Annotated in this window: 17 protein-coding genes; 11 read left to right on the top strand and 6 right to left on the bottom strand. The window is 74.5% G+C overall.

Annotation, left to right across the window (positions count from 1 at the left end):
* Window positions 1–149: 149 nt before the first annotated feature.
* Both lanKC and K353_RS30310 read right to left on the bottom strand, forming a co-directional pair.
* A complete protein-coding gene (lanKC, locus tag K353_RS30315) occupies window positions 150–2,711 on the bottom strand; it encodes a class III lanthionine synthetase LanKC (protein WP_146616611.1) in 2,562 nt (853 codons plus the stop codon).
* A 258-nt stretch (window positions 2,712–2,969) separates the two neighbouring features.
* Window positions 2,970–3,176: a hypothetical protein gene (locus tag K353_RS30310; protein WP_111556707.1), complete on the bottom strand. Its 207-nt coding sequence runs from the start codon at window positions 3,174–3,176 to the stop codon at window positions 2,970–2,972.
* 367 nt (window positions 3,177–3,543) lie between these two features.
* Between K353_RS30310 and K353_RS37010 the strand changes: the two genes are divergently transcribed.
* The 7 genes from K353_RS37010 (at window position 3,544) to K353_RS30275 (ending at window position 16,829) form a co-directional block, all read left to right on the top strand.
* The gene (locus K353_RS37010) at window positions 3,544–7,110 is read left to right on the top strand and encodes a BTAD domain-containing putative transcriptional regulator (RefSeq protein ID WP_305000342.1); all 3,567 of its coding nucleotides are present in this window, start codon (window positions 3,544–3,546) and stop codon (window positions 7,108–7,110) included.
* Window positions 7,111–7,240: 130 nt separating this feature from the next.
* Window positions 7,241–9,436: an MMPL family transporter gene (locus tag K353_RS30300; protein ID WP_111556706.1), complete on the top strand. Its 2,196-nt coding sequence runs from the start codon at window positions 7,241–7,243 to the stop codon at window positions 9,434–9,436.
* Window positions 9,437–9,582: 146 nt separating this feature from the next.
* Window positions 9,583–11,265: an aspartate-alanine antiporter gene (aspT, locus tag K353_RS30295; protein WP_111556705.1), complete on the top strand. Its 1,683-nt coding sequence runs from the start codon at window positions 9,583–9,585 to the stop codon at window positions 11,263–11,265.
* A 2-nt stretch (window positions 11,266–11,267) separates the two neighbouring features.
* Window positions 11,268–12,965, top strand: coding sequence for an aspartate-alanine antiporter (gene aspT, locus K353_RS30290; RefSeq protein ID WP_111556704.1), 1,698 nt, complete (start codon window positions 11,268–11,270; stop codon window positions 12,963–12,965).
* A gap of 26 nt (window positions 12,966–12,991) precedes the next feature.
* The gene (locus tag K353_RS30285) at window positions 12,992–14,644 is read left to right on the top strand and encodes a bifunctional aspartate transaminase/aspartate 4-decarboxylase (protein WP_111556703.1); all 1,653 of its coding nucleotides are present in this window, start codon (window positions 12,992–12,994) and stop codon (window positions 14,642–14,644) included.
* A 75-nt stretch (window positions 14,645–14,719) separates the two neighbouring features.
* Entirely contained in the window at window positions 14,720–15,262 is a 543-nt protein-coding gene (locus K353_RS30280; protein ID WP_111556702.1) for a universal stress protein, read from the top strand.
* Between the two features lie 385 nt (window positions 15,263–15,647).
* Window positions 15,648–16,829, top strand: coding sequence for an esterase family protein (locus tag K353_RS30275; protein ID WP_111556701.1), 1,182 nt, complete (start codon window positions 15,648–15,650; stop codon window positions 16,827–16,829).
* 94 nt (window positions 16,830–16,923) lie between these two features.
* Here K353_RS30275 and K353_RS30270 read toward each other — a convergent pair whose 3' ends face one another.
* The gene (locus tag K353_RS30270; protein WP_111556700.1) at window positions 16,924–17,250 is read right to left on the bottom strand and encodes a MoaF N-terminal domain-containing protein; all 327 of its coding nucleotides are present in this window, start codon (window positions 17,248–17,250) and stop codon (window positions 16,924–16,926) included.
* A gap of 83 nt (window positions 17,251–17,333) precedes the next feature.
* Window positions 17,334–17,729, bottom strand: a complete 396-nt coding sequence (locus K353_RS30265) for a ribonuclease domain-containing protein (RefSeq protein WP_199528291.1) — start codon at window positions 17,727–17,729, stop codon at window positions 17,334–17,336.
* Window positions 17,730–18,220: 491 nt separating this feature from the next.
* Here K353_RS30265 and K353_RS30260 point away from each other — a divergent pair, with 491 nt between their 5' ends.
* Window positions 18,221–19,435 (top strand): family 16 glycosylhydrolase, encoded by a 1,215-nt coding sequence (locus tag K353_RS30260; protein WP_111556699.1) that lies wholly within the window; start codon window positions 18,221–18,223, stop codon window positions 19,433–19,435.
* A gap of 27 nt (window positions 19,436–19,462) precedes the next feature.
* Here K353_RS30260 and K353_RS30255 read toward each other — a convergent pair whose 3' ends face one another.
* Together K353_RS30255 and K353_RS30250 are read right to left on the bottom strand one after the other, a co-directional pair.
* Complete coding sequence (locus tag K353_RS30255) at window positions 19,463–19,915, bottom strand: hypothetical protein (RefSeq protein WP_111556698.1); 453 nt, start codon at window positions 19,913–19,915, stop codon at window positions 19,463–19,465.
* Between the two features lie 105 nt (window positions 19,916–20,020).
* A complete protein-coding gene (locus K353_RS30250) occupies window positions 20,021–20,791 on the bottom strand; it encodes an IclR family transcriptional regulator (RefSeq protein WP_111556697.1) in 771 nt (256 codons plus the stop codon).
* 153 nt (window positions 20,792–20,944) lie between these two features.
* Here K353_RS30250 and aceB point away from each other — a divergent pair, with 153 nt between their 5' ends.
* From aceB to K353_RS30235, 3 genes are all read left to right on the top strand, one after another.
* Window positions 20,945–22,591, top strand: a complete 1,647-nt coding sequence (gene aceB / locus K353_RS30245) for a malate synthase A (protein ID WP_111556696.1) — start codon at window positions 20,945–20,947, stop codon at window positions 22,589–22,591.
* Between the two features lie 116 nt (window positions 22,592–22,707).
* The gene (locus tag K353_RS30240; protein ID WP_111556695.1) at window positions 22,708–23,094 is read left to right on the top strand and encodes a gamma-glutamylcyclotransferase; all 387 of its coding nucleotides are present in this window, start codon (window positions 22,708–22,710) and stop codon (window positions 23,092–23,094) included.
* 494 nt (window positions 23,095–23,588) lie between these two features.
* Window positions 23,589–25,208: a TROVE domain-containing protein gene (locus K353_RS30235; RefSeq protein WP_111556694.1), complete on the top strand. Its 1,620-nt coding sequence runs from the start codon at window positions 23,589–23,591 to the stop codon at window positions 25,206–25,208.
* Window positions 25,209–25,384: the final 176 nt, after the last annotated feature.

Here is a 25,384-nt window from a genome sequence, read left to right as displayed (position 1 = left end):
TCGTTGAGCTCGCCCTCGTCGGTGTCGGCGACGGACAGGTTCTGCAGCTTCAGGACCTCGGACATGGCGGTTCTCCTCTGTTCTCGGTGGTGCGTCGACTCCCGGACGGTCGCCCGGGAGGGCAGGTGGGGCCCGGTGTCGGCACGGGCTCAGGGGCGGCCGACCGCGAGGGCCGGCAGGGTGGCGCCGGGCAGGTCCAGCGGTGCGCCGGCGGCGGCGTGGACGGCCAGCAGGACGCCGGCGGTGCCGGTGGCCAGGTCCATCGACAGGCGGTGCAGCTGGTCGCCGGCGATCGCGGTGCCGCCGCGGTACGGGACGGCGTGCCAGGCCAGCAGGCGGCGCTGGCGGGCGATCCGCTCGGCGGCGCCGGGCCGGTCGGGGTGGGCGGCGAGCAGGGCCAGCAGTCCGGCCCGGCCGTGGAACAGGCCGCCGAAGATCACCAGCCGGGCGCGGGCGGCCAGCAGGACGCCGTCCAGGGCGAGGGCGAACTCCTCCTCGTCGGGCCGGTGCCGCAGGTAGTGGCCCAGGGCCAGGCCGACCCCCGCGCTGCCGTTGCCCAGGTAGGGCAGCAGCCGGGTGCCGTCCAGCAGGTTGACCGCGCCCTCCTCGCTGGTGCGGCACTGCGCCAGGTCGGCGCGCAGCGCCCGGGCGGCCAGGTCGAGGTGGGCCGGGTCGCCGCTGTCCTGGTGCAGGTGCAGGAAGAACGCGGCGATCCCGCTCGGTCCGGTCAGCAGGCCCGCTCCGGCCGGGGGCGGGGCCGCCGGGTCGAGGGCGGCGGCCAGCCGTTCGGCGGTGCGGTCCAGGGCGTCGCGCAGGCCGCCGTCGCCGGTGGCGCGGTGCAGCCGGTGCAGGGCCAGTCCGATGCCGGCCAGGCCGCTGCGCAGCGACAGGTCGCCGGGCGGGGACGGGTCGGGGCTGCGTCCGGCGCGCTGGAGGACGTCCAACGCCTCCTGTTCGCGGCCGAGTTCGTGCAGGACCAGGGCCGCGCCGTGCAGGCCGTCGTACAGCCCGGGGCGCAGGTCGCGGGAGCGGCGGGCGGCCCGCCACAGCCAGTCGGTGTGCTCCTCGTCGACCGGCTGCCCGGTGGCGTGCAGGGCGTGCAGGACGCCGGCCGCGCCGTGGGCCAGGGTGTAGCCGCCGTCGTTGAGGCCGGCCGGGTCGCCCGGGAAGAGGCGGTCGGCGCGCTGCGGGGTGGCGGAGGCGAGGATCGCCCGGGCGAGCGCCTCGGGCAGGCCCGCGGCGTCCGGACGGTCGAAGGGCTCGTCGCCGGAGCGGTCCGCGGGGCGGTCGAGGGTGCCGGGGCGGCGCAGGCCGCGCCGGACGCGTGCGGTGTGGGCGGTCGGCACGGGGAAGAACTCGGCCATGGCGTCCGCGAGTTGGTCGACCTTCGCGGGGCGCAGGTCGAGCAGCATGGTGTACGGCAGGAACAGGGCGAGCCGGATGCAGTCCAGCGCGTACCTGTCCCGTTCGAAGCCGGCCATGGCGTGCGGGGCGACGAAGCCCGGACAGGCCACGGACGGTTCGGGGTCCAGGCCGGGGCGGTGCGCGACCTCGAAGTCGACCAGACAGATCCGGCCGTCCGGGCGCAGCAGCACGTTCGCGGGGTGCAGGTCGCCGAAGGCGTACCCGCGGGCGTGCATCGCGTCGACCGCCCGCTGCAACTGGTCGAGGACGTCGAGGGCCTGCGCGGTGTAGCGGGCGAGGTCCTCGGGGGAGGGCTCGGGTCTGGTCAGCGGGTTGGAGCGGGCCAGGAACTGGCGCAGCGTCTCGCCCTCGACGTACTCCTCCGCCAGGTAGTGGTGCTCCCAGACGGTGAACTCGTCGATCAGCCGGGGCACGAACTCCAGCCCCGCCAGGGCCCGCAGGGCCCGCGCCTCGGTGCGCAGCCGGGCCACGGCGTCGGCCCCGGAGCCGTCCAGCCCCGCCAGCGGCCGGGCCTCGCGCAGCACCACCGGCGCGCCGTCGCCGTCCCGTTCCCGGGCCAGGTAGACGCCGCCGCCGTTGGAGAAGTGCAGCGCCCGCTCGATCTCGTACGGCAGCCCCGGCTGTCCGGCCGCGGCGGCCTCGTCGGCCCGCAGCTGCTCGGCGACGCACTCCGGCGGCTCCAGCCACGGCGGCAGCGCGAAGTACGGGTCGCGGCGGTCCGGGACGAGGGTGCCGTCCGGCGCCGCGAGGGCCAGCACCCGCTCGCCGCTGTCCAGCGTGCACCAGCGCTCCAGGAAGCCGCCGTACCGCAGGTAGAGCGGCCCGTTCTGCCAGCGCAGGTCACCGAGCACGTACGGGGCGCGGCGGCCGGCCAGCAGCGGGCCGAGCGCGTCCAGCACGGTGCGCAGCCGGGTGTCGTCGGCCGGGTACAGCGTCATCAGCTTGCCGCTGCTGCCCCGGCGGGCGTACTTGCTGTTGTTCAGGTGGTGTATGCGGGGGTTGACCAGGAACTTGTGCGGCAGCCCGGTCTCCAGACAGTACGCCGAGACCAGGTCGATCACCTCGGCGGCCTCGGCCGGCACCGCGGAGACGTGGATCTTCCAGCCCTGGTCCGGCAGTTCGGCCCGCTCGGGGGTGAGGAAGAACCAGGACCCGTCCTCGTGGCTCCGCCAGCCCGCCGGGGCGGGGCGGTCGGCGGCGGCGAACCGGCGCTTCTCGGCGCGGTCCACGGGGTGGTCGTAGAAGTGCGGATCATCCCCGGCGAACATGTGGTGATTGCGTTTCACGTCGTCCACCCCTTTCCGTGGTCGTGGATCTCGGTTTCTCCTGGTGGTGCGGATTTCCGTTCCGGAATTTCTGTTCCGGAATTCCCGTTCCGGAGTTCTCCCGGCGTTTCGGGCGCCGGTTCAGGCGACGATCCAGCCCTGGTTCAGATTGCGGCGGGTGTCACCGAGGACGCGGTCGGTGCGCTCCGCGGACTCCGGCGAGTCGGCGAGGAAGTTCGAGGTGGCGTGCATGGCGGACTCCTTGGCGAGATCGGTGGGTCACTGACCCCAGGTCACGTCGTCGGGGTGTGCGGACGGCGTGGCGGTGGGCGACGGGACGGAGGTGGCGGACACCCCCGGGCTGCCGGCCCGGGTGGCGGTGCCGTGCGGGGAGGAGAGCGCCGGGCCGGCCAGTCCGACCAGTGTCGAGAGCCCGGCGACGAGCAGTCCGGCGAGCGCGGTTCGGGCCGTACGGGTGGCGTTCACGGAATTTTCTCTCCCTCGGGAAATCGATTCTGCTGCGGCGTTCTCCGGCATTCTCCGGCTTTTGCGGAGAGCGGTCCGGCGCTGTCGGCATTCGCTCTGTTCGCTCTTTCTCCCCTGCCGACACCTCTACTTTGGCGTGCCCGGCGGGAGCGCGGAAGGCCGGTGGGATGGACGGATGTTGCCCTGGCACAAGTCGTCCACTCGTCCCACCCGTCACTCCTGTCCCACCGGTGCGCGGCGCCCCTCCCGCGCCCCACCGGCACCCGGACGGGGCCGCCCCGGCGACCGGCGGGGACCCGCTTGGAACCGGCTTGGAGCGCAGGTGGGCGGGGGTGGCGCGAGGGCATCGCATAGGCTCGACCCCACGATGGTGCGGATCACTGTGCTCGGGACGCTGACGGCGCAAGTGGCGGGGGCCGCCACCCGGTTGGGGGGCCCGCGCCAGCGCGGCGTGCTCGCCCGACTGCTGGTCGCCCGCGGGACGGCCGTCCCCGCCGACCGGCTGATCGACGGCCTCTGGGACGGCCGCCCGCCCGCCAAGGCCGTGACCTCCCTCCAGGCGTACGTCTCCAACCTGCGCCGCCTGCTGGAACCCCAGCGCGGCCCCCGGCAGGCGGCCCGCCTGCTGGTCAGCGAGGCCGGCGGCTACGCGCTGCGCGGCGTCCGCACCGACGCCCAGGACTTCGAGGACCTGCTCGACGCGGCGGGGGTGGCTGACAGTGCCTCCGGGGTCGAGCGGTTCCGGGCGGCGCTCGGGCTGTGGCAGGGACCGGCCTACCACGAGTTCGCCGACCGGGCCTGGGCCGCCCCCGAGATCGCCCGACTGGAGGAACTGCGCACCACCGCCCGCGAATTCGCGATCGAGGCCGACCTCGCCGCCGGCCGGGCCCGCCCCGCCGCGCAGGAGGCCGCCGCCCTCGTCGAGGACCACCCGCTGCGCGAACAGACCTGGCGCCTGCTCGCCCTCGCCCTCTGGCACAGCGGCCGCCAGGCCGACGCCCTCGCCGCGATCCGCCGCGCCCGCACCTACTTCGCCACCGAGCTCGGCCTCGACCCGGGACCACTGCTCACCACCCTCGAATCCGCGATCCTGCACCAGCGCACCGACCAACTCGCCCCCGGCAAGCGCCCTTTCGCGGCCGAGACGACGACGCAGACCGCCGGCCTGCCGGGCGGAGTCGGCCTGCCTGGCGCGGGCGTCGGGGTCGGCGGGGTGAGCGAGGTTGGCCTGCCCGGCCTGCCCGGCGAGGTCGGCCTGTCCGCCGGCGGTGGCGCGGGTGCGGTGGCCGGTTCCGTCCTCGGGCCGACGCACGCGTCCGCCTCCGGTCCCGCGTCCCTCCCCGCGCCCGCCTCCGCCTCCCTCCCCGCGTTCCCGAGCGCCGGGCCCGATCGGCCCGCCGGCGGTCGGCCGCAGGTGTTCGTCGGGCGGCGGGACGAGTTGGCGGCGTTGCTGGGGGCGGCCGGGCGGGCGCGGGGCGGGGTGGGGTTCGCGCTGGTGAGCGGGGAGGCCGGGGTCGGGAAGTCCACGGTGCTGGGGCGCTTGCGGGAGCGGCTGGCGGCGGACGGCTGGCGGGTGCTGACCGGGCGCTGCCCGGAGAGCGCGGGGGCCCCGGCGGCCTGGGCGTGGACCGAGGTGTTGCGTGAACTCGCCTGGCACGAACCGGACACCGCCGCCGATCCGCTGCTCGCCCCGCTGTTGGCCGGGCCGGAGTTGACGGATCGTCAGGACCCGCTGTCGGGGCGTTTCCGGCTGCACCGCGCGGTCGTCGCCCGGCTGCACGCCGCCGCCCGGACGGTGCCGCTCGCCGTGCTGCTCGACGACCTGCACGCGGCCGATCCGGAGACCCGGGAGCTGCTGGGCGAGCTGGCCGCCGACCAGGCGTCCTTCGGGGCCGGGGGCGGTCTGCTGCTGGTGGCCGCCCTGCGTCCGGGGGAGGGCGAACTCGCCGAGGTGCTGGCCCGGTTGGCCCGTCGTTCTCCGGTCCGGGTGCCGCTCGGCGGGCTCGCCGAGTCCGACGCCGGGCGGCTGATCGAGGCGGTGTGTGCCGCTCCGGTCCGTCCCGAGACCGTCCGGGCGCTGGCCGAGCGCACCGGCGGCAACCCGTTCTACCTCGCCGAGAGCGCCCAACTGCTCGCCCTGGAGGGGGAGTCGACCGCGCTGCGGCAGGTCCCGCAGGGGGTCCGGGACGTGCTGCGCCGCCGGTTCGAGCGGCTGCCCGCCCCCGCCGTCGACCTGCTGCGGCTGGCCGCCGTGGCCGGTCGGGAGAGCGACGTCGACCTGCTGCTGCGGGCCGGTGAGCAGGACGAGGAGGCCGCGACCGAGGCCGTCGAGGCCGCCGTCGCGGGCGGCCTGCTGCTCGAACCCCGGCCCGGCACCGTCCGGTTCGCCCACGTGCTGGTGCGCGACACCCTGTACGCCGATCTCGGCGGCCTGCGCCGGGCCCGCCTGCACGGCCGGATCGGACACGCCCTGCACGACCTGCGGCCCGGCGAACTCACCGCACTGGCCCACCACTTCACCCAGGCCGCGACCGCCGCCACGGCCGCCCTCGCGGTCGACCACTGCGTCCGGGCCGCCGAGGCCGCCGAGCGGCGCTACGCCCACCCCAGCGCCGTCGGCCTGCTCCGGCAGGCCGTCGACAACCTGGACCGCGCCGCCGAACGGCCCGGCGAGGACCGCGCCGCCCGCCGGATCGACCTGCTCGGCGCGCTGCTGCGCGCCCAGGTCCGGGCCGGGCAGGTCACCGCCGCCACCGGGACCAAGGCGCGCGCGCTCCGGCTCGCCCGGGAGAGCGGCCGGGAGGACCTGCTGATCGCCGCCTGGACCGCCTGGACCGAGCCCACCCCGTGGATCACCCACCCGTACGGCACCTTCGACCAGGAGGCCGTCGACCAGCTGACCCGGCTGCTGCGCCGCACCGACCTGCCACCCGCCACCCGCTGCCGCCTGCTCGACGCGCTCACCCAGGAACTCGACTGCACCGGCTCGCCGGAGGCGTTCACCGCCGGGAGCGAGGCCGTCGCGATCGCCCGCGCCGAGGGCGACCCGCTGCTGCTCTGCCTGGCGATCGCCGCCCAGGCCCGTTCCTGTGACCACGAGTTGGCGCCCATCGACCGGGCCCGGCTGGCCGCCGAACTCGCCGAGCTGGCCACCGGGCACGACCTGCCCGCCTACCGCTGGCACGCCGAGCACCTGGCCGCCACCGCCGCCGCCGTGCACGGCGACCTCCCCGCGCTGCGCCGCCACCTGGCGGCCGGCGAGGAGATCGCGCACCGCTACGGGCTGCCCGAACTCGCCGACGTGGTGCTGTTCCAGCGCGGCATGCTGGAACTCGCCGCCGGCCGCGTCGACGAGGCGGTCGCCCGCTACGAGCGGGCCCTGGCCGGTCTGCGCGCCCGCGACTCGCTGCACGCCGGCGGCCTGGCCGCGCTGATCCGGGTGGTGATCGCCCACCGGCAGGGCCGGCTGGCCGAGATGCTCCCGTTGATCGAGGAGCACCGCGCGCAGTACGGCCCGCTGGTCGCCGACGTCACCGCGCTCGCCCTGCTCGCGGCCGGGCACGGCCCGGAGGCGGCCCGGCGGGCCCGGGGCGAGCGCCGGGGAGTCCAGGCCGACTACTTCCGCTCGCTGTTCCTGCAACTGCGCGCCGACCTGGTCATCGCCCTGGACGAACGCGCCGAGGCCGCCGAACTCCTGGACGAGATGCGCCCGTTGGGTCATCTGGTGGCCGGCGCGGCGTCCACCTCGATCGCGGTCCGCCCGGTCGCCCTCACGCTCGGCGAACTCGCCCGCCACCTGGGCCGCACCGCCGAGGCCGCCGCGCACTTCCGCCGGGCCGCCGAGGTGGCCCGCCGCTGGGAGGCACCGGGCTGGGAGGCCGAGGCGCGGGCGGCGCTGGAGCGCCTGCCGGCACCGGGGGAGCCGGGGGAGTGACCCGCGGGGCCGCCCCGAGCCGCCCGCGCCCGGGGCGAGACTTGGAGCGGCGGTGCCAAGCGGGCTCCAAGCGCCGCCTTCCACACTGGGGTCCGACACCGCGTCGACCCCTGAACGGAAGGCTCCTGCCATGTCCACACTCCTCGGCCGCCTCGGCGGGGCCGCGGCGGCCCGACCCTGGCGCACCGTCGCGGCCTGGGTGCTGCTGATCGGTGCGATCTTCGGCCTGGCACAGGCGTTCGGCGGTGAGCCGCGGGACGACTACCGGGTGCCGGGGACGCGTTCCACGGCGGGCATGGACCTGCTGAACGCGCGCTTCCCGGAGAGCTCGGGGACCAGTGCCCGGGTGGTGGTGCACGACCGGGACGGGAGGCCGCTGCCCGCGGCGGCGCTGGCGGGCCTGCGGGAGCGGCTCGCCGGGCTGCCGCACGCGCTGTCGGTCGGCGAGCCGATACCGTCGGCGGCCGGCGACACCGCGCTGCTGACGGTCGGTTACGACGTCAAGACGACCGCGTTCAAGGGCGCGGCGGGCCTGGACGCGCTGCGCGCCGCCGCCCGGCCGACCACCGACGCCGGGTACCAGGTGGAGTTCGGCGGGGAGCTGCCGGAGAACTTCACCGCCCCCAATGGTGCGGCCGAGGCGATCGGCATGGCCGCGGCGCTGGTGATCCTGGTGGTCGCGCTCGGGACGGTGACCGCGGCGGGCCTGCCGCTGCTGGTCGCGCTGGCCGGGCTCGGCGCGGGCACCGGGCTGATCACCCTGATGGCGGCTGTCACCCGCATCAGCGACATCGCGCCCACCGTGGCGTCCATGGTCGGCCTCGGCGTCGGCATCGACTACGCGCTGCTGCTGGTCTCCCGGCACGTCGAGGGGCTGCGCCGGGGCCTGGGCGCCCGGGCCGCCGCCGCCGAGGCGAACGCCACCGCCGGCTCCTCGGTGGTGGTCGCCGGGGCGACCGTGCTGGTCTCGCTGTTCGGCCTCAAGCTGGCCGGGCTGGCCACCTACGCCTCGTTCGGCTACGCGACCTTCGCCACCGTCGGCGCGGTGATGGCCGCCGCGCTCACCCTGGTCCCCGCCCTGGCCGCCCTCGCCGGGCCCCGGATGCTGCGCCGCGCCGAACGCCGCACCGAACGCCGGGCCGCCGCCGCACCCGCCGCCGCGTCCGCCGCACCCGCCGCCGCGTCCGTCGAAGCCGGAGGCGCGGAGGCCGAGAGCACCGGCCCGACCCGCACCGAGCGCTGGGCCCGGCTGATCGGCCGCCGCCCGGTCAGCGCCGTCGTCCTCTCGCTGGTGGTGCTGCTCGGCCTGGCCGCGCCGGTGCTCGGCATGCGCACCTGGCCGCAGGACGCGGGCAGCCAGGCGGCCGGCAACACCACCCGCAAGGCGTACGACCTGATCGCCGGGGCGTACGGCCCCGGGGCGAACGGGCCGCTGCTGCTCGCGGTCGACCTGGAGCGGCTGCCGGAGTCCGAACTGCCCGCCCTGGAGCGGAAGCTGGCGTCCGACCCGGCGGTCGCCGCGGTCCAGCCGGCCCGGATCGCCGCGGCCCGGGACGCGGCCGTGGTCAGCGTCCAGCCGACGACCGGCCCGCAGGACCGGGCCACCGAGAAGCTGCTGAAGCGGCTGCGCGGCGGGGAACTGCCGGCCGGGGTCGAGGTCACCGGCCAGGTCGCCGCGTTCTCCGACATCTCCGACCGGCTCGCGCAGCGGCTCTGGGTGGTGATCCCGTTCGTGGTCGCGCTCTCGCTGGTCCTGCTGACCGTGCTGTTCCGGGCGCCGGTGATCGCGCTCAAGGCCGCCGCGATGAACCTGCTGTCGGTGGCCGCCGCGTACGGGGTGATGACGGCGGTCTTCCAGCACGACGCGGGCGCGAAGCTGCTCGGGCTGCCGCACGCGGTGCCGGTCTCCAGCTGGGTGCCGATCCTGATGTTCACCGTGCTGTTCGGCCTGTCGATGGACTACGAGGTGTTCCTGCTCTCCCGGGTCCGCGAGGACTGGCTGGCCACCGGCGACGCCCGCGGCAGCGTGGTGCGCGGGCTGTCCGCCACCGGGCGGGTGATCAGCAGCGCCGCCGCGATCATGGTGGCGGTCTTCACCGGCTTCGCGATCGACCCCGACATCACCGTCAAGATGATCGGCGTCGGCATGGCCGTCGCCGTCCTGGTGGACGCCACCGTGGTCCGGATGGTCCTGGTGCCCGCCACCATGACCCTGCTCGGCCGCCACAACTGGTGGCTGCCCCGCTGGCTGGACCGTCTGCTCCCCGAGCTGCGGATCGAGCCCGGCGAGACCCCGGCCCCCGCCCGGCAGCCGGTCACCGCCTGACCCCGGGAGCCCGGCCGCCCGCCCGCGCCCCCGTACGCCCGCCCGCGCCCCCGTACGGCCGCGCGGGCGGGCGGCCGGATGACACCAGGTGATCATGACGGCGTGTCGAACCGGACATCACGGTACAAATCCCATCTAATACGCTCATGAGTCTCCTGCGTGAGAACGCCGTTCTCGCCCTCTTCTTCTGTCTGGGCCTCGGCTACCTGGTCGGAAAACTGCGCGTCGGACCGATCCAGCTCGGCGGCATCTGCGGAGTCCTGATCGTCTCGATGCTGGTCGGCGCCCAGCACGTCTCGGTGAACGCGGACGTCAAGAACGTGGCGTTCGCGCTGTTCATCTTCTCGCTCGGCTACATCGCCGGCCCGCAGTTCTTCGCCAACCTGAACGCCAAGGGCCTGCGCTTCGGCGTGCTGTCCGTGATGGAGGCGGTCGTCGTCGTCCTGATGGCCCTGGGCATCGCCGAGGCGTTCGACCTGGACGTCGGCACCGCCGCCGGCATCCTGGCCGGCGCCGCCACCGAGTCCGCCGCCGTCGGCACCGGGCAGGACGCGATCGCCAAGCTCCCCGGCATCACCGCGGACCAGACCACCCAGCTCCAGGCGCACGTCGCCACCGCCTACTCGGTCTGCTACCTGTTCGGCCTGATCAGCATCGTCCTGCTGACCAGCCAGCTGTTCCCGATGCTGATGCGGATCAAGCTGCCCGAAGCCTCCCGCCAGGTCTGGGAGAAGATGCGCGGCGGCGGCAACGAACTCGAACCCGGCGAAGCCCCCGCGCTGCCCGCCCTGGTCGGCCGCACCTACCTGGTCTCGCAGGGCGAGGGCACCCGGGTCAGCCAGATCCAGGAGCGCTCCGGCCAGCTGGTCACCGTCGAGGCGGTCAACCGGGGCGGCAAGAAGCTCGGCGTCGACGACGACCCGGTGCTGCGCCGCGGCGACCAGGTGCTGGTGGTCGGCCGCCGGGCCGCCGTGCTGGACGCCGGGCACGAACTCGGCCCCGAGACCAGCGGCGTCCCCGGCCTGGACAGCCCGATGACGGTCCGCCAGGTCGTGGTCACCAACAAGGAGGTCGCCGGGCACACCCTCGACGCCGTCCGCGACCGGGACCACGACATCACCGGCGGCGTGTTCCTCACCGACATCCAGCGCGTCGACCACCACCTGCCCGCCGTCGGCGAAACCGAGGTGCACCGCGGCGACACCCTCACCGTGATCGGCGCCCGCTCCCGGGTCGAGAAGTTCGCCGGCAAGGTCGGCGCCACCGTCCGCTCCGACACCGCCGACTACATCTACATCTCGCTCGGCATCTGCCTGGGCGTCCTGCTCGGCAAGATCGTCGTCCGCTTCGGCGACATCAGCCTGACCCTCGGCACCGGCGGCGGCTGCCTGATCTCCGGCCTGGTCTTCGGCTGGCTGCGCTCGCTGCGCCCCACCTTCGGCGCCTACCCGCCGGCCGCCGCGCAGACCATCAAGGACCTCGGCCTGGCCGTGTTCATCGCCGTCACCGGCATGGCCGCCGGCCCCGACGCCGGACCGCTGCTCAAGCAGTACCCGGTGCTGCTGCCGGTCTCCGGCATCCTGATGGTGGTCGTCCCGGCCTTCCTCGGCCTGTTCATCGGCCGCCGCCTCCTCAAGATCGAACCGCCGATCCTGGTCGGCGCGATCGCCGGACAGCAGTGCTCCACCCCCGCGATCACCGCCGTCAACAACGCCGCGCAGAGCAGCGTCCCGATGCTCGGCTACACCATCACGTACACCATCTCCAACTTCCTGCTCCCGCTGACCGGCCCGCTGCTGGTCGGCCTGGTCGGCCTGAACGGAGGGTGACAGTGGACTGGATCACCGACCACGTCTTCAAACCGTACCCGGAACTGCTGATCTTCCTGACCATCGCGATCGGCTTCCTCGTCGGCCGGCTGCACTGGAAGGCCATCGGCCTGGGCGCGGTCACCGGCTGCCTGGTCGCCGGGCTGTTCACCGGCTGGCTGACCGACGTGCAGGTCAACGGCACCGTCAAGTCGGTGTTCTTCATCATGTTCCTGTTCGCCCTCGGCTACAAGGTCGGCCCGCAGTTCTTCCGCGGCCTGAAGAAGGACGGCCTGCCGCAGGTCGCGGTGACCCTCGCCGTCTGCCTCAGCGGCCTGGCGATCTGCTGGGGCTTCGCCGAGATGCTCGGCTACGGGCCCGGCCTGGGCGCCGGACTGCTCGGCGGCGCGCTCACCCAGTCCGCCGTGATCGGCGTCGCCCAGGACGCCATCGGCGGACTGCCCGGTCTCAGCCAGGACCAGATCACCGCCCAGCAGAACCTCGTCCCGATCGGGTACGCCGTCACCTACCCGCTCGGCACCATCCTGTGCGCGATCCTGCTGGCCAACATCGCCCCGCGCTTCCTGCACAGCGACCTCGCCGCCGACTCCCGCGAACTGGCCGCCGAACTCGACGCCCCCGCCGACGACCCCGACCTCGCCCAGGGCTACTACGAGGTCGTGCTGCGCGCCTACACCGTCGTCAACGGCCCGGCCGGCTCCACCATCGAGCAGTTCGAGCAGCGCGAGCAGGCCGCCGGGCGCCGGATCTACCTCACCCGGGTCCGCCGGGACGGCAGGATCCTCGACCACGACCAGCAGACCGTCATCGAACGCGGCGACGTGCTCGCCGTCAGCGCGATCCGCCACGACCTGGTCGAGTTCGACCCGGTCACCGGCATCGGCCCGGAGACCGACGACGTCGAACTGCTCGGCTACCAGACCGAGCAGCTGCACGTCGTCGTCTCCGAGAAGGCCCAGCTCGGCCGGACCATCGCGGACCTGCGCCGCGAACCCTTCATGGTCGGCGTCTTCGTCGACAAGGTCTACCGCTCCGGCGCCGAGTTCCCGTACCGGCTCACCACCCAGCTCGAACGCGGCGACACCCTGGTGCTGTCCGGCCCGCAGCGGCTGGTCGGGCCGGCCGGGAAGGCGATCGGCAAGCCCGTGCCGACCAGCTTCGCCACCGACATGACCTGGGTCGGCCTGGGCATCTTCCTCGGCGGCTGCATCGGCATCCCCGCGCTCACCCTCGGCGGGGTGCCGATCAGCCTCTCCACCTCCGGCGGCGCGCTGATCATGGGCCTGGTGTTCGGCTGGATCCGCGGCAAGTACCCGACCTTCGGCAACGTCCCGCCCGGCGCCCAGTGGTTCATGGACACCCTCGGCCTGTGCGCGTTCGTCGCCATCGTCGGCATCAACGCCGGACCGAGCTTCACCAGCGGCCTCTCGCAGGCCGGTTGGGGCCTGCTGGTGTGGGGCGCCGTCGCCACCGTCGTCCCGCTGGTGGTCGGCCTGCTGATCGGCCACTTCGTGTTCCGGATGCGCCCGCCGATCCTGATGGGCGTGGTGGCCGGCGCGCAGACCACCACCGCCGCGATCGGCGCCATCAACGAAGCCTCCCGCAGCCAGATCCCCACGCTCGGCTACACCATCCCGTACGCCGCAGGCAACGTCCTGCTGACCATCTGGGGCGCCATCATCGTCGCCCTGCTCGGCTAGCCGCCTCCCCGGAAGGACCCGCACCCATGAGCAAGCCTTCGATCAGCCGTGAGGAGATCCACCGGCTCTCCCAGCTCAGCCCGTTCGAACTCAAGGGCAAGTTCATCGAACTCGCCGAGCACTACCAGGCCGACCAGCCCGGGCAGAAGGAGAAGTCCACCGCCAACATGCTCAACGCCGGACGCGGCAACCCCAACTGGGTCTGCACCGGCCCCCGCGAGGCGATGCTCGCCCTCGGCCACTTCGCGCTCAGCGAGTCCCGCCGGGTCTGGACCGCCGACAACCTCGGCGGCATGCCCGAGCAGACCGGCATCGCCGGACGCTACGACCACTTCGCCCGCTCGCACCCCGAACTGCCCGGCATCGACCTGCTCACCGCCTCCGTCGGCCTCGCCGTCGACCGCTTCGACCTCGACCGCGACGCCCTCCTGCACGAACTCGCGGACGCCGCCATCGGCGACAACTACCCCGTCCCCGACCGGATGCTGACCTGCGCCGAACAGATCGTCACCGGCTACCTGCAGGACGAGCTGATGGACCGCCGACCCCCCGAGGGCGACCTCGACCTGTTCGCCACCGAGGGCGGCACCGCCGCCATGTGCTACATCTTCGACTCCCTGATGAAGAACGGCATCCTGCACAAGGGCGACAAGATCGCCCTGATGGTGCCGGTCTTCACCCCCTACATCGAGATCCCCGAACTCGACACCTACGAGTTCGAGGTGGTCCAGGTCCAGGCGTCCTCCTTCGCCGAGGCCGGCGTGCGCGAATGGCGCTACCCCACCGAGGAGGTAGCCAAGCTCGCCGACCCCGCCGTCAAACTGGTCTGCCTGGTCAACCCCAGCAACCCGCCCTCCCTGGCGCTCTCCCAGCGGGTCACCGACCAGATCAAGTCCATCGTCGCCACCGACAACCCGGGCCTGATCATCGTCACCGACGACGTCTACGGCACCTTCGTCGACCACTTCCGCACCATCGCCGCCGACCTGCCCCGCAACACCCTGCTCGTCTACTCCTACTCCAAGCACTACGGCTGCACCGGCCACCGCCTCGGCGTCATCGGCCTCCAGCGCGACAACGTCATCGACGACGCGCTCGCCGCCCTCCCGCAGGCCGAGAAGGACCGGCTCGCCAAGCGCTACGGCAGCCTCAGCCTCGACCCGGCGGGCATCCGCTTCATCGACCGGCTGGTCGCCGACTCCCGGCAGGTCGCCCTCAACCACACCGCCGGGCTCTCCCTCCCGCAGCAGGCCCAGCTCACCCTGTTCTCGCTCTTCGCGATGCTCCCCGAGGGCAAGGCGTACAAGGCCAAGGTGCAGTCCATCGTCAAGCAGCGCCTCGACCTGCTGCTCGAAGGGTCCGGGATGAAGATCTCCGAGGACCCGAAGCGGGCCGGCTACTACATCGAACTCGACCTGCTCGCCGAGGCCGAACGCACCTCCGGGCCCGAGTTCGCCACCTACCTGCGGCAGAACTACGAACCCACCGAACCCCTCTTCCGCCTCGCCGAACAGACCGGCGTCGTCCTGCTCAACGGCGGCGGCTTCGACGGCCCCGAGTGGTCCGTCCGGGTCTCCCTGGCCAACCTCGACGACCTCGACTACCTCAAGATCGGCCACCACCTGAAGACCATCTTCGACGACTACCGCGCGGAGTGGCAGGCCGCCGAGGGCCGTTGACGCCCCGCCCCGCCCGGGGTCCGTCCGATTTTCTTCGTTTTTATCAGGGTTTGTCCCGGGCGGGGCGGGCGGCGCATGCTGGAAGGGCGACCGGGGCGAGCCGGCCCCGGGGAGTGCGCCACGGAGACCACCGAGACCAGGGCGGCGAACGGGGTGGTGGCGGGGGTCGACGGGTCGGTGCCCGCCGCCGGCCATCCCGACGGGCCGGTGCTGGTCGCCCTCCACGACGAGCGCGACGCCGCCGCGCTGCGCTTCGGCTGCGAGACCGCCGCCCGCCGGGGCCTGCCGGTGCGGGCCGTGCACACCTGGTCGCCGGTGGTCGCCGACATCGGGTGGACGGCGCCCGGGGCCGACGAGTCGGGGGAGGAGGCCCGGCTGCACGAGCAGCTGCTGCGCCGCACCTGCGACCCGGTCCGTGAGGAGTACCCGGGCGTCGAGGTGGAGAGCCACCGGGTGACGGTTTCCGCCGCCGCCACCGTGATCGAGGAGTCCCGGACCGCCGCCCTGGTGGTGCTCTCCCGGCACGAGCCCGCGCCGCGCTTCGGCCTGCGGCCGGCGACCCCCGTGCACGCCGTCCTGCACCACGCGCACTGCCCGGTGGCGATCGTCCCGGGGTGACGGGGAGGACGGGGGACGGGGCGGGCCGGGTGACGGTGCGTCAGGCGGGTCCGCCGGGCGGGACGGTGGGACTCGGACAACCTGTCTTCCCCGGTGCGCGGTCGTGCCGTCGGACGGCTGCGCGGGCGGGGCGCCCGCCTGGCCGGGAGGCGGCACGGGGTGCGGAGTCGGCGCAGCGGGCCGGCCGGTCGTGCCGTGCGCTCCGGCGGCCCCGCTCCTGGCGCCGGTCCTCCGCCCCGGGGCGCGGAACCGCGGGGCCGGGTTCGGGCGTCACCCCGGCGGTGGGCATACTGCTCGCCGTGCGCGGGTATCCGCGCGTGCACGCACCGTCACGCCCGCGCCGGGCGGCGGGCACCGCGAGCGGAAGACACGGGGACCACGGGGCATGGGGCTGACCAGCACGACGCTGCTGCTGTTCACGATCGAGGTCGCGGTGGCGGCGCTGGGGGCGACCGTCTGGTGGTGGCCCGCCCTCGCCCGGCGGCACTGGCGGGCGGTGCTCGGGCGGGTCGGGATGCTGCTGGGCAGCCAGCTCGCGCTGCTCGCCGTGATCGGCCTGCTGGCGAACAACTACTTCTCGTTCTACAGCAGTTGGAACGACCTGCTGGGCACCGGCCAGGACGCCCCGGTCTCCGTGCGGGCCGCCGCCGCGCCCGCCGCCCAGGCCGCCCCGACCCCGTCCGCCGCCCCGTCGACCGAGCCGGACCCGCCGAACCTCCCCGTCCTGCCCGCCCAGGAGACCGGCCGCGAGCCGGTCAACACCGGCGGCCCGCTCGACCCCGGGCGGGTCGGCGAGATCCGCGCGGTGCGGATCCCCGGCGCCCGCACCGGCCTGAGCACCGACGGGTACGTCTACCTGCCGCCGCAGTACTTCCAGCCCGGCAACGAGCAGCGGAAGTTCCCCGCGGTCATCGCCATGACCGGCTTCCCGGGGGACGCCAAGGCGCTGATCACCCGCTTCAACTATCCGGGCGTCGCGCTCGACGAGATCCGGGCCGGACGGATGCAGCCCACCGTCCTGGTGCTGATGCGCCCCTCGCCCGCGATGCCCGCCGACCCCGAGTGCGAGAACGTCCCCGGCGGGACGCAGGCCGAGACGTATTTCGCCAAGGACGTCCCGCGCGCGATCGGCGCGACCTACCGCACCGCCGACGGCCCCGGCGGCTGGGGCGTGATGGGCAACTCCACCGGCGGCTACTGCGCCGCCAAGCTCGCCATGCGCCACCCCGAGGTGTTCGCGGGCGGCGTCTCCGTCTCCGGCTACCTGAAGGCCGCCGAGGACGTCACCACCGGCGACCTGTTCCAGGGCAGCGGGAGGCGCCGCGACGAGGCCGACCTGCTCTGGCGGCTGCGGAACCTGCCGATGCCCGCCACCGGAGTCATGCTCAGCGGCGCGGAGAAGGGCGACGGTGACTTCCGCGCCGAGGCCGACGCGTTCACCGCCGCCGCCCGGCCGCCGCTGACCACCGCGGTGGCCTCCGTCCCCGAGGGCGGGCACAACTACACGACGTGGATCAAGCTGCTGCCGGCCGGCTTCCGGTTCCTGTCGCAGCGCCTGAAAGCCTGAGAGCCCGAGGGGCTGAAGCCGGGACCGGGACCAGGACCGGGAGGGGGCGGTCCGGGGCCGGTCCGGGTCCGTGAAGGGCCGGGCCGGTCCTGGGTCAGGCCGGGGTGAGGGTGCCGGTGTGCAGTTCGCCGACCCGGCCGGTCTCGCCCTCCCAGGTCCAGAAGACCTTGACGGTCAGGGCGGTGAGGTCCATGACGTGGCTGACGGTGATGCCGCTGTGCTCCGTCCAGGAGACGAACCAGACGCCGGGGGCGACGGCCGCGACGTGCAGCGGGACGTCCTCGTACTGGCCGGCCGACTCGCCGAGGCCCTCCCAGCGCAGCCGGGTGCCGTCCGCGGAGTACGCGTTGCGGAAGGAGGCGCCGTTGTCGACCTCGAAGAGGTAGGTGCGGCCGGCGAAGCCCGGCAGGGGGGCGTTCATGGAGGTCCTTCGGGCGGTCGGAGCGGCGGGCGGGCGCGGCCGGACCGGCCGCACCCGCCCAACCTATCGGACCGGGGGTCGGGTCAGCAGCCGAAGTCGACGCGGCGGAACGTCACGTAGTGGTCGGCCGTGTAGTAGTCCTCGTGGTAGACCTTGCCGGTGATGATCCGCCGGGTGCCGCGGGTCGAGCTGCCCGGGGTGATCACGGTGTACTCGTGGTAGTAGCCGGAGGACTGCGCGGGCAGCACGCCCTCGCGGTTCTGGAACACCACGCCGTCCTGCGAGTACGGGAACGGCCCGCCCGCGTCGATCAGGCGGATGGTGTCGCGGCCCTGGCTGGGCAGCGCCGAGTAGCAGATGTTCCCGCTGACGGCGGCGTGGGCCTGGCCGGTGGCCACGGCGGCGGGGGCGAGGGTCAGCAGGCCGAGGGCGGCGACCGAGACGGCACGGATCTTCAACGCGCGTAGAGTCATTCGCATGCCAGCAGTGTGACGCCGGCCGGACCCCGGCGGAACCCTTGGCGCGAACACTTCACTTTCGGGTAACTGGCCCGGAACCCGGCCGACTTGTGCCGTACCGCCGCCAGCGGCGTCCCCGCCGAGCGGTCCTGACACCCGGGTGCCGACCGGGCCGCCGCCCGGCCGGGGTGACGGAGCGCGGTGTGAGAGTGCTCTCAGCCGGGCGGTGACTCTTGGAGACAAAGCGACAATCTGCCTAGCCTGCGGGGGCGCCCCCGACCGGGCGCACCCGCCGTCGGGACGCCGAGTCCCGCCCGACCGACGGCGTCTTCCCACAGCACACGCGGGCGGGAGCGGGGGACCCACGGCAGTACGCCCTGCCCTGCCCCCGCCCCGTTCGGCGGCGGGACGGGCGCGGCTCGGGGTGAAGCCGCGCACCCGCGCGCGGCCGGGCGGCCTCAGCGCCCGAACCCGACAGCTCACCTCGCAGGCGTCGCGGAGGACCCCACCCCATGCGACCCACCACCCTCGCCACCCCCGCCCGCCTCGGCGTGCTGGCCGGCGCCGCCGCGCTGGTCGGCGTACCGCTGGCCGCCGCCGGACCGGCCGGTGCCGCCACCGCCACCACCGTCGTCCAGGACCGGCTCGCCCCGGCCGGGATGACCGCCGGCACCCCGAGCACCGCCTCGCTCACCCTGCACGCGAACCGCTGCTTCACCGCGAAGACCGTCGGCGTCGGCATCCGCGACGCGGCCGGCGCGAACCTGGACTTCCCGGGCAGCGCGAGCAACGTCCGGGTCTGCCCCGGCGGCACCACCGTCACCACCGCCGCCCGCACGCTCCCGGCCGGCAGCTACACCCAGTTCGGGTTCTGGCAGGACACGGCGGGCGGCTGGCACAACCTGCCCGCGCGGACGCTGACCGTGGCGGGCGCCGGGGCCACGCCGACGCCCAAGCCCACTCCGAGCCCGACGCCGAACCCCGGCACGCCGACCCCGACTCCCGCGCCGACCCCGACGCCCGCGCCCAGCGCGGTGCCCGTCCCCGGCAAGGCGCTGACCTGGTCGGAGGAGTTCTCCGGGCCGATCGCCTGGGGCGGCAAGTGGACCGGCGACCGCAGCAGCGCCTACCGCTACGGCAGCCACAACCCCGACGACAACAAGCTGGACTGGCTCGCCCCGTCCGCCGTCACCGTCTCCGGCGGCGTCGCGACCTTCACCGCCACCCCCTCCGCGCACACCCTGGAGAACGGCAGGCAGGCGTGGGACACCGGCCTGCTCACCACCGAGTACAGCAAGGACGGCTTCCAGGTCCGCACCGGCGACTACATAGAGGCCCGGGTGAAGCTGCCCGCCGGCGGCGGCGCCTGGCCCGCGCTGTGGACCTGGAAGGACGGCAACAACGAGATCGACAGCTTCGAGTACCACCCCGACAACCCGAACCTGCTGGAGCTCTCCAACCGGATCCGCTCCGGCCTGAACTACCACACCGACGCGAACGCCGTCGCCCCCGACCGCTGGGTCACCATCGGCACCTACTACGGCGCCGACTCGGTCGACTGGTACGTCAACGGGACGAAGGTGTTCTCCGACGGCACCGGCGTCGGCGCGAACTGGTCGGCCTACCCCATCCTCAACCTGTCGCTCAGCGCCGGGCAGTACCACCCGGCGGCGAGCGGCAGCGCGCCGGTCTCGTTCAGCGCCGACTACCTGCGGGTCTACCGCTGACGGTCGCCGGCCCAGGCCGGTGACCGCTCACGAGACGGTCAGCGTGAACGGCGTCCGGTCGTCCGCCGGGTCGCGGTCGTCCGCGCTCACCACCCGCACCTGCCCCACGGCCCGCAGGCCGTGGGGCAGGCGCGCGTCCGCCCGCACCGGCACCAGTGCCGTCGCCGACCGCAGCGGCGGCAGCCCCGCCGGGAAGACGCAGCTGACGGTCCGCCCGGCGGCCGTGCACGAGGACGGGAAGTACGGGCCCTCCGGAGCGAACCCCGGCGGCAGGTCGACCACCACCGTGAACGGCGAACCCGTCGCCTCCGGGCCGCCGTTGCCGACGAGCCCGTGCACCGTCGTCACCCCGCCCGGCGCCACCGGCTCCGGGTCCAGCCGCACCACCCGCAGGTCCGAGTCGGACGCCGGCCCGGCGGCGGCCCCCAACGCCCCCAGGGCGAGCACGGGCGCGGCGAGCAGGGCGAGGAGACGGGGCACGGCTGTCCTCCTGCGGAGCGTGAGTACCTGGACGCCCAGCGTAGTGAGGCGCCCGCCCCGGCCGGGTCCGGCCACGCCGCTGCGGTGCGCGGCGCCGGCGGTCCGTCAGAGGACTTCGCCGAGGCGGGCGGCGATGGACTGCATGAGGGGGACGAGGCCGGCGGCGCCGGACTGGGCTTCGAGGGCCTGGATGCGGGCCTCGGGGCCGGAGACGGAGAGGGCGGTGGGGGTGGGGGCGCCGGGGACGGCGACGGCGATGCAGCGGACGCCGATCTCCTGCTCCTGGTCGTCGACGACGTAGCCGAGGTCGCGGGCGGTGGCGAGCTGGGCGAGCAGCGCGGCGGGGGCGGTGACGGTGTGGGGGGTGTGGGCCTGGAGCGGGCCGGGGCCGAGCAGGGCGCGGGCCTCGTCCTCGGGGAGCTGGGCGAGCAGCGCCTTGCCGACGCCGGTGCAGTGGGGCTGGACGCGGCGGCCGACCTCGGTGAACATGCGCATGGAGCGGCGGGACTGGACCTGTCCGACGTAGACCACCTCGCCGCCCTCCAGGACGGCGAGGTTCGCGGTCTCGCCGGTGGCCTCCATGAGTTCGGCGAGGTAGGGGCGGGCCCAGGAGCCGAGCAGGCGGCCGGCGGTCTCGCCGAGGCGGATCAGGCGCGGGCCGAGGGTGTAGCGGCGGGCGGTGTCCTGCCGGACGTAGCCCTGGGCGACCAGGGTGCGGACCAGGCGGTGGATGGTCGGCATCGGCAGGCCGGAGGTGGCGGACAGTTCGCTGAGGGTGGCGACGCCGCCGGAGTCGGCGAGCGCCTCCAGGAGCTGGAAGGCGCGCTCGACGGACTGCACCGAGCCGGTGGTGCGTTCGGTGGAGGTGCTGGCCACGAGCGTTCCCTTCGATGTCCGGGGAGTCCGGGAGCCCGGGGAGTCCCGGGAGGAGTAGAGTCCACGCGATTCATCAACAAACCGTTGAAATTCTGTATCGCGGAAACTAGTCTCCACTGTACAGAACGGAACAGTCCAAGGAGAGTCCTGCCCATGGCCGCCGCAGATCAGGGTTCGTCCCCCTCCGTCCCCGGTGTCACGGTCTCCGGTCCGCCGGTGCCGCGCGCCGGGGAGGTGCTGACCGCGGAAGCGCTGGAGTTCGTCGCCGGCCTGCACCGGGCCTTCGAGGGCCGCCGCCGGGAGCTGCTGGCCGCCCGCCGCGAGCGCCGCGCCGAGATCGCCCGCACCGGAACGCTGGACTTCCTGCCGCAGACCGCCGACGTCCGCTCCGGCGACTGGCGGGTCGCCCCCGCCCCGCGCGCGCTGACCGACCGCCGGGTGGAGATCACCGGCCCCACCGACCGCAAGATGGTCGTCAACGCGCTCAACTCCGGCGCCCGGGTCTGGCTCGCCGACTTCGAGGACGCCACCGCCCCGACCTGGGAGAACGTCGTCTCCGGCCAGGTCAACCTGATCGACGCCTTCGAGGGCCGGATCGACTTCACCGGCGAGCAGGGCAAGGCGTACGCCCTCAGGCCCGCCGCCGAACTCGCCACCGTCGTGGTCCGCCCGCGCGGCTGGCACCTGGACGAGCGGCACCTCACCGTCGACGGCGCCCCGGTGGCCGGCGCCTTCGTCGACTTCGGCCTGTACTTCTTCCACAACGCCGCCCGGCTGCTCGCCAAGGGCGAGCAGGACCCGAACTCCGGCCCGTACTTCTACCTCCCGAAGACCGAGAGCCACCTGGAGGCCCGGCTCTGGAACGAGGTCTTCACCCACGCCCAGGCCGCCCTCGGCATCCCGCACGGCACGATCCGCGCCACCGTGCTGATCGAGACCATCACCGCCGCCTTCGAGATGGACGAGATCCTCTACGAACTGCGCGACCACGCAGCCGGGTTGAACGCCGGCCGGTGGGACTACCTGTTCTCGATCGTGAAGAACTTCCGGGACGCCGGCGAGCGCTTCGTCCTGCCCGACCGCAACACCGTCACCATGGCCTCCCCCTTCATGGCCGCCTACACCCGCCTGCTGGTGCGCACCTGCCACCGGCGCGGCGCGCACGCCATCGGCGGGATGGCCGCGTTCATCCCCTCCCGCAAGGACCCGGAGGTCAACGCCGCCGCGCTGGTCAAGGTCCGGGCCGACAAGGAGCGGGAGGCCGCGGGCGGCTTCGACGGCTCCTGGGTCGCCCACCCGGACCTGGTGCCCGTCGCCCGGGAGTGCTTCGACGCGGTGCTCGGCGAGCGCCCGCACCAGAAGGAGAACCCGGGCTCGGCCGAGCCGGTCACCCCCGCCCAACTGCTCGACGTCGCCGCGGCCGGCGGCAGCTGCACCCGCGCCGGGCTGCACAACGCCGTCCAGGTCGGCATCCGCTACCTCGCGGCCTGGCTGCGCGGGCTCGGCGCCGTCGCCATCTTCCACATGATGGAGGACGCCGCCACCGCCGAGATCTCCCGCTCGCAGGTCTGGCAGTGGATCCACAACGGCGTGGTGCTCGCCGACACCGGCGAGAAGACCACCGCCGACCTGGTCCGCCGCCTGGTCGCCGAGGAACTCGACGCGCTGCGCGCCGAGTCGGGCGAGGACGCCTACGCCGCCGGGCGCTGGACGGAGGCCGCCGCCCTGTTCGAGCAGGTCGCCCTCGCCGAGGACTTCCCGGACTTCCTCACCCTCCCCGCGCTCGCCCTCATCGACTGAGCGCCCCGCCCCGCCCCGCGCACTCCACCCCGCGCACCCCGCCCCGCCCACTCCGCCCCGTACCGCCGCACCCCCACACCGGCCGCGGTACGGGGCGGTCCCACGAAAGGAGCACCATGGCACGCGTCTTCTTCAACGGCCAGGCGATGACCGGCGGCCCGTTCCACGCCAAGGTCCACGGCCACCTGGTCGGCCCGGCCCGCACCGCCCCCGGCTACCGCTTCTTCTCCGTCCGCGACGAGTGCCCCGCCCTGCTCGCCGACCCGGACGCCGACACCGCCGTCGAGGGCGAGCTGTACGAACTGCCGCTGGAGCGCCTGCGGGACGCCGTCCTGCCCGGCGAACCGCGCGAACTGGAGCTCGGCGTCATCGAGTTGGCCGACGGCACCCCCGCGCTGTCGATGGTGCTGGCCCGCGGCCAGCTGGAACGCGGCGTGCACCGCGAGATCACCGCGCACGGCGGCTGGCGCGCCTACCTGGCCACCCTCGGCCGCGAAGCCTGAACGAGGCGCCCGGGCCGCCCCGGCACCGGGGAAAAACGGGTGCGGCCGCGGGAGCGCGCTGGCTAGGGTGATCCACGTCCGGGTGCGCAGGCAGGGGTTACTTCTCTGGATGGGTCCGTCGGCTCCGGCCGGTGCGGCCCAGGTGAAGGAACCGTTCCACGTCACCCCCGCCGCCTCGACCTCCGGACACCCAGCTGTACGCAGACTGCCACCTCCCGGTGCGCAGGCACCGGTTACTTCCTGCAAAGAACCCACCGGCGCCGCTCTCGATCTCGGGAGGCAGCCGCGCCGGGGCGTCCGGTGCGCAGGCGGGGGTTACTTCCGGCTTCGGCGGTTCCGGGTTCGAGTCCCGGTCGCCCGTGCCCCGCACGGGCGGTAGCTCAAGGGCAGAGCACCGAACTGTCACCTCCACCGCGGCGGGCCGACCCGGCCCGCACGATCTCGGACGCCCCGGCCCGGCACGCCTCCCCGCAGGACGCAGGAGGAGTTCCCCCATGGCCCGCTTCAACACCCGCCCCGCCACCGCCGCGAGCGGCCCGACCTCGCCCGTCACCACCACCGGGCGGACCATCCCCAACCACCAGGGCGGGACGGGCCACCTGCGGGACGAGAAGTCCGAGCTCTTCCTGCTCGCCGTCGCCAACCTGGTCGGCCAGGACACCTACTACGAACGCGGCGGCGACCGCGACGACCGCTACACCGCCCTGGTGCGCGAACTCGCCGTCCGCGACCCCGAGTGGACGCTCGGCCTGCTGCGCTGGCTGCGCCACGGCGCCGCGATGCGCACCGCCCCGCTGGTCGGCGCCGCCGAGTTCACCCGCGCCCGGCTCGACGCGAAGCTCCCCGGCTACTCCCGGCAGGTGGTCGACGCGGTGCTGCGCCGCCCCGACGAGCCCGGCGAACTGCTCGCCTACTGGACCTCCCGCTACGGCCGCGCCCTGCCCAAGCCGCTCAAGCGCGGCGTCGCCGACGCCGCCGCCCGGCTGTACGACGCGCGGGCCCTGCTCAAGTACGACACCGCGGGCAAGGGCTACCGCTTCGGCGACGTCCTGGAGCTGACCCACCCCAGCCCCCACCGCGACAAGCCGTGGCAGGGCGAGCTGTTCCGCTACGCGCTGGACCGGCGCCACCGCCCCGACGAGGCCCTCCCGCCCGCCGGGAGCGCCGTGCTGACCGCCCACCGGGAGCTGACGGCCCTGCCCGTGGCCGAACGCCGCGCGGTGGTCGAGCGCCCCGGCGGGGCCGAGCTGCTGGCCGCCGCCGGGATGACCTGGGAGGCGCTGGCCGGTTGGCTCCAAGGCCCGCTGGACGCCGCCGCCTGGGAGGCCGTCATCCCGTCCATGGGCGCGATGGCGCTGGTGCGCAACCTGCGCAACTTCGACCGGGCCGGCGTCTCGGACGAGGCGGCCGAGGCGGTCGCCCGCCGGATCGCCGACCGCGGCGAAGTGCGCCGCTCGCGCCAGTTCCCGTTCCGCTACCTCGCCGCGCACCGGCACGCGCCCTCGCTGCGCTGGGGCCACGCGCTGGAGCGGGCGCTGCGGCACTCGCTGGAGAACGTGCCGGAACTGCCCGGGCGCACCCTCGTCCTGGTCGACCGCTCCGGCTCGATGTTCGACCGGCCCAGCGCGCAGACCGAGCTCAACCGGGCCGACACCGCCGCGGTCTTCGGCACCGCGATCGCCCTGCGGGCCGCCGCCGCCGACCTGGTCGAATTCGGCACCACCAGCCGGGAGATCGACCTGCGGCCGGGCGACTCGCTGCTCAAGGCGGTCGACCGCTTCGGCAACCGCGGCGGCACCGACACCGCCGCCGCCGTCCGCGCCCACTACCGGGGCCACGACCGGGTGGTGATCGTCACCGACGAGCAGGCCTACGGCGGCTTCTCGCGCGACCCGCTGGAGCCCGTCCCGGCGCACGTCCCCTGCTACACCTGGAACCTGGCCGGCTACCGCACCGGCCACGCCCCCTCCGGCACCGGCAACCGCCACACCTTCGGCGGCCTGACCGACGCCGCGTTCCGCCTGATCCCCCTGCTGGAGGCCGGGCAGGACGCGGCCTGGCCGTGGGAGCGGGACCAGCCGGGCTCGGAGAAGCACCCGGAGGCGCTCACGTAGCGGCCGCTGCGGCCGGTGCGGGTACGGGGGAGCGGGCCGGCGGCGGTGAGCGCGGTCAGGTGGCGGCTGACCGCGCCCGGGGCGTCGTGCCCGCGGTGGCGCTGGTGCCGACGGGGGAGGCGGTGACGGTCCGTCAGCCGCCGGAGAAGCCGAACACGCCCCAGTGCGTGGGATCG

This window comes from Kitasatospora sp. SolWspMP-SS2h (assembly GCF_003259315.1).
GTDB classification, from domain to species: Bacteria; Actinomycetota; Actinomycetes; order Streptomycetales; family Streptomycetaceae; genus Kitasatospora; species Kitasatospora fiedleri.
This window is presented reverse-complemented; position numbering and strand designations above follow the sequence as displayed.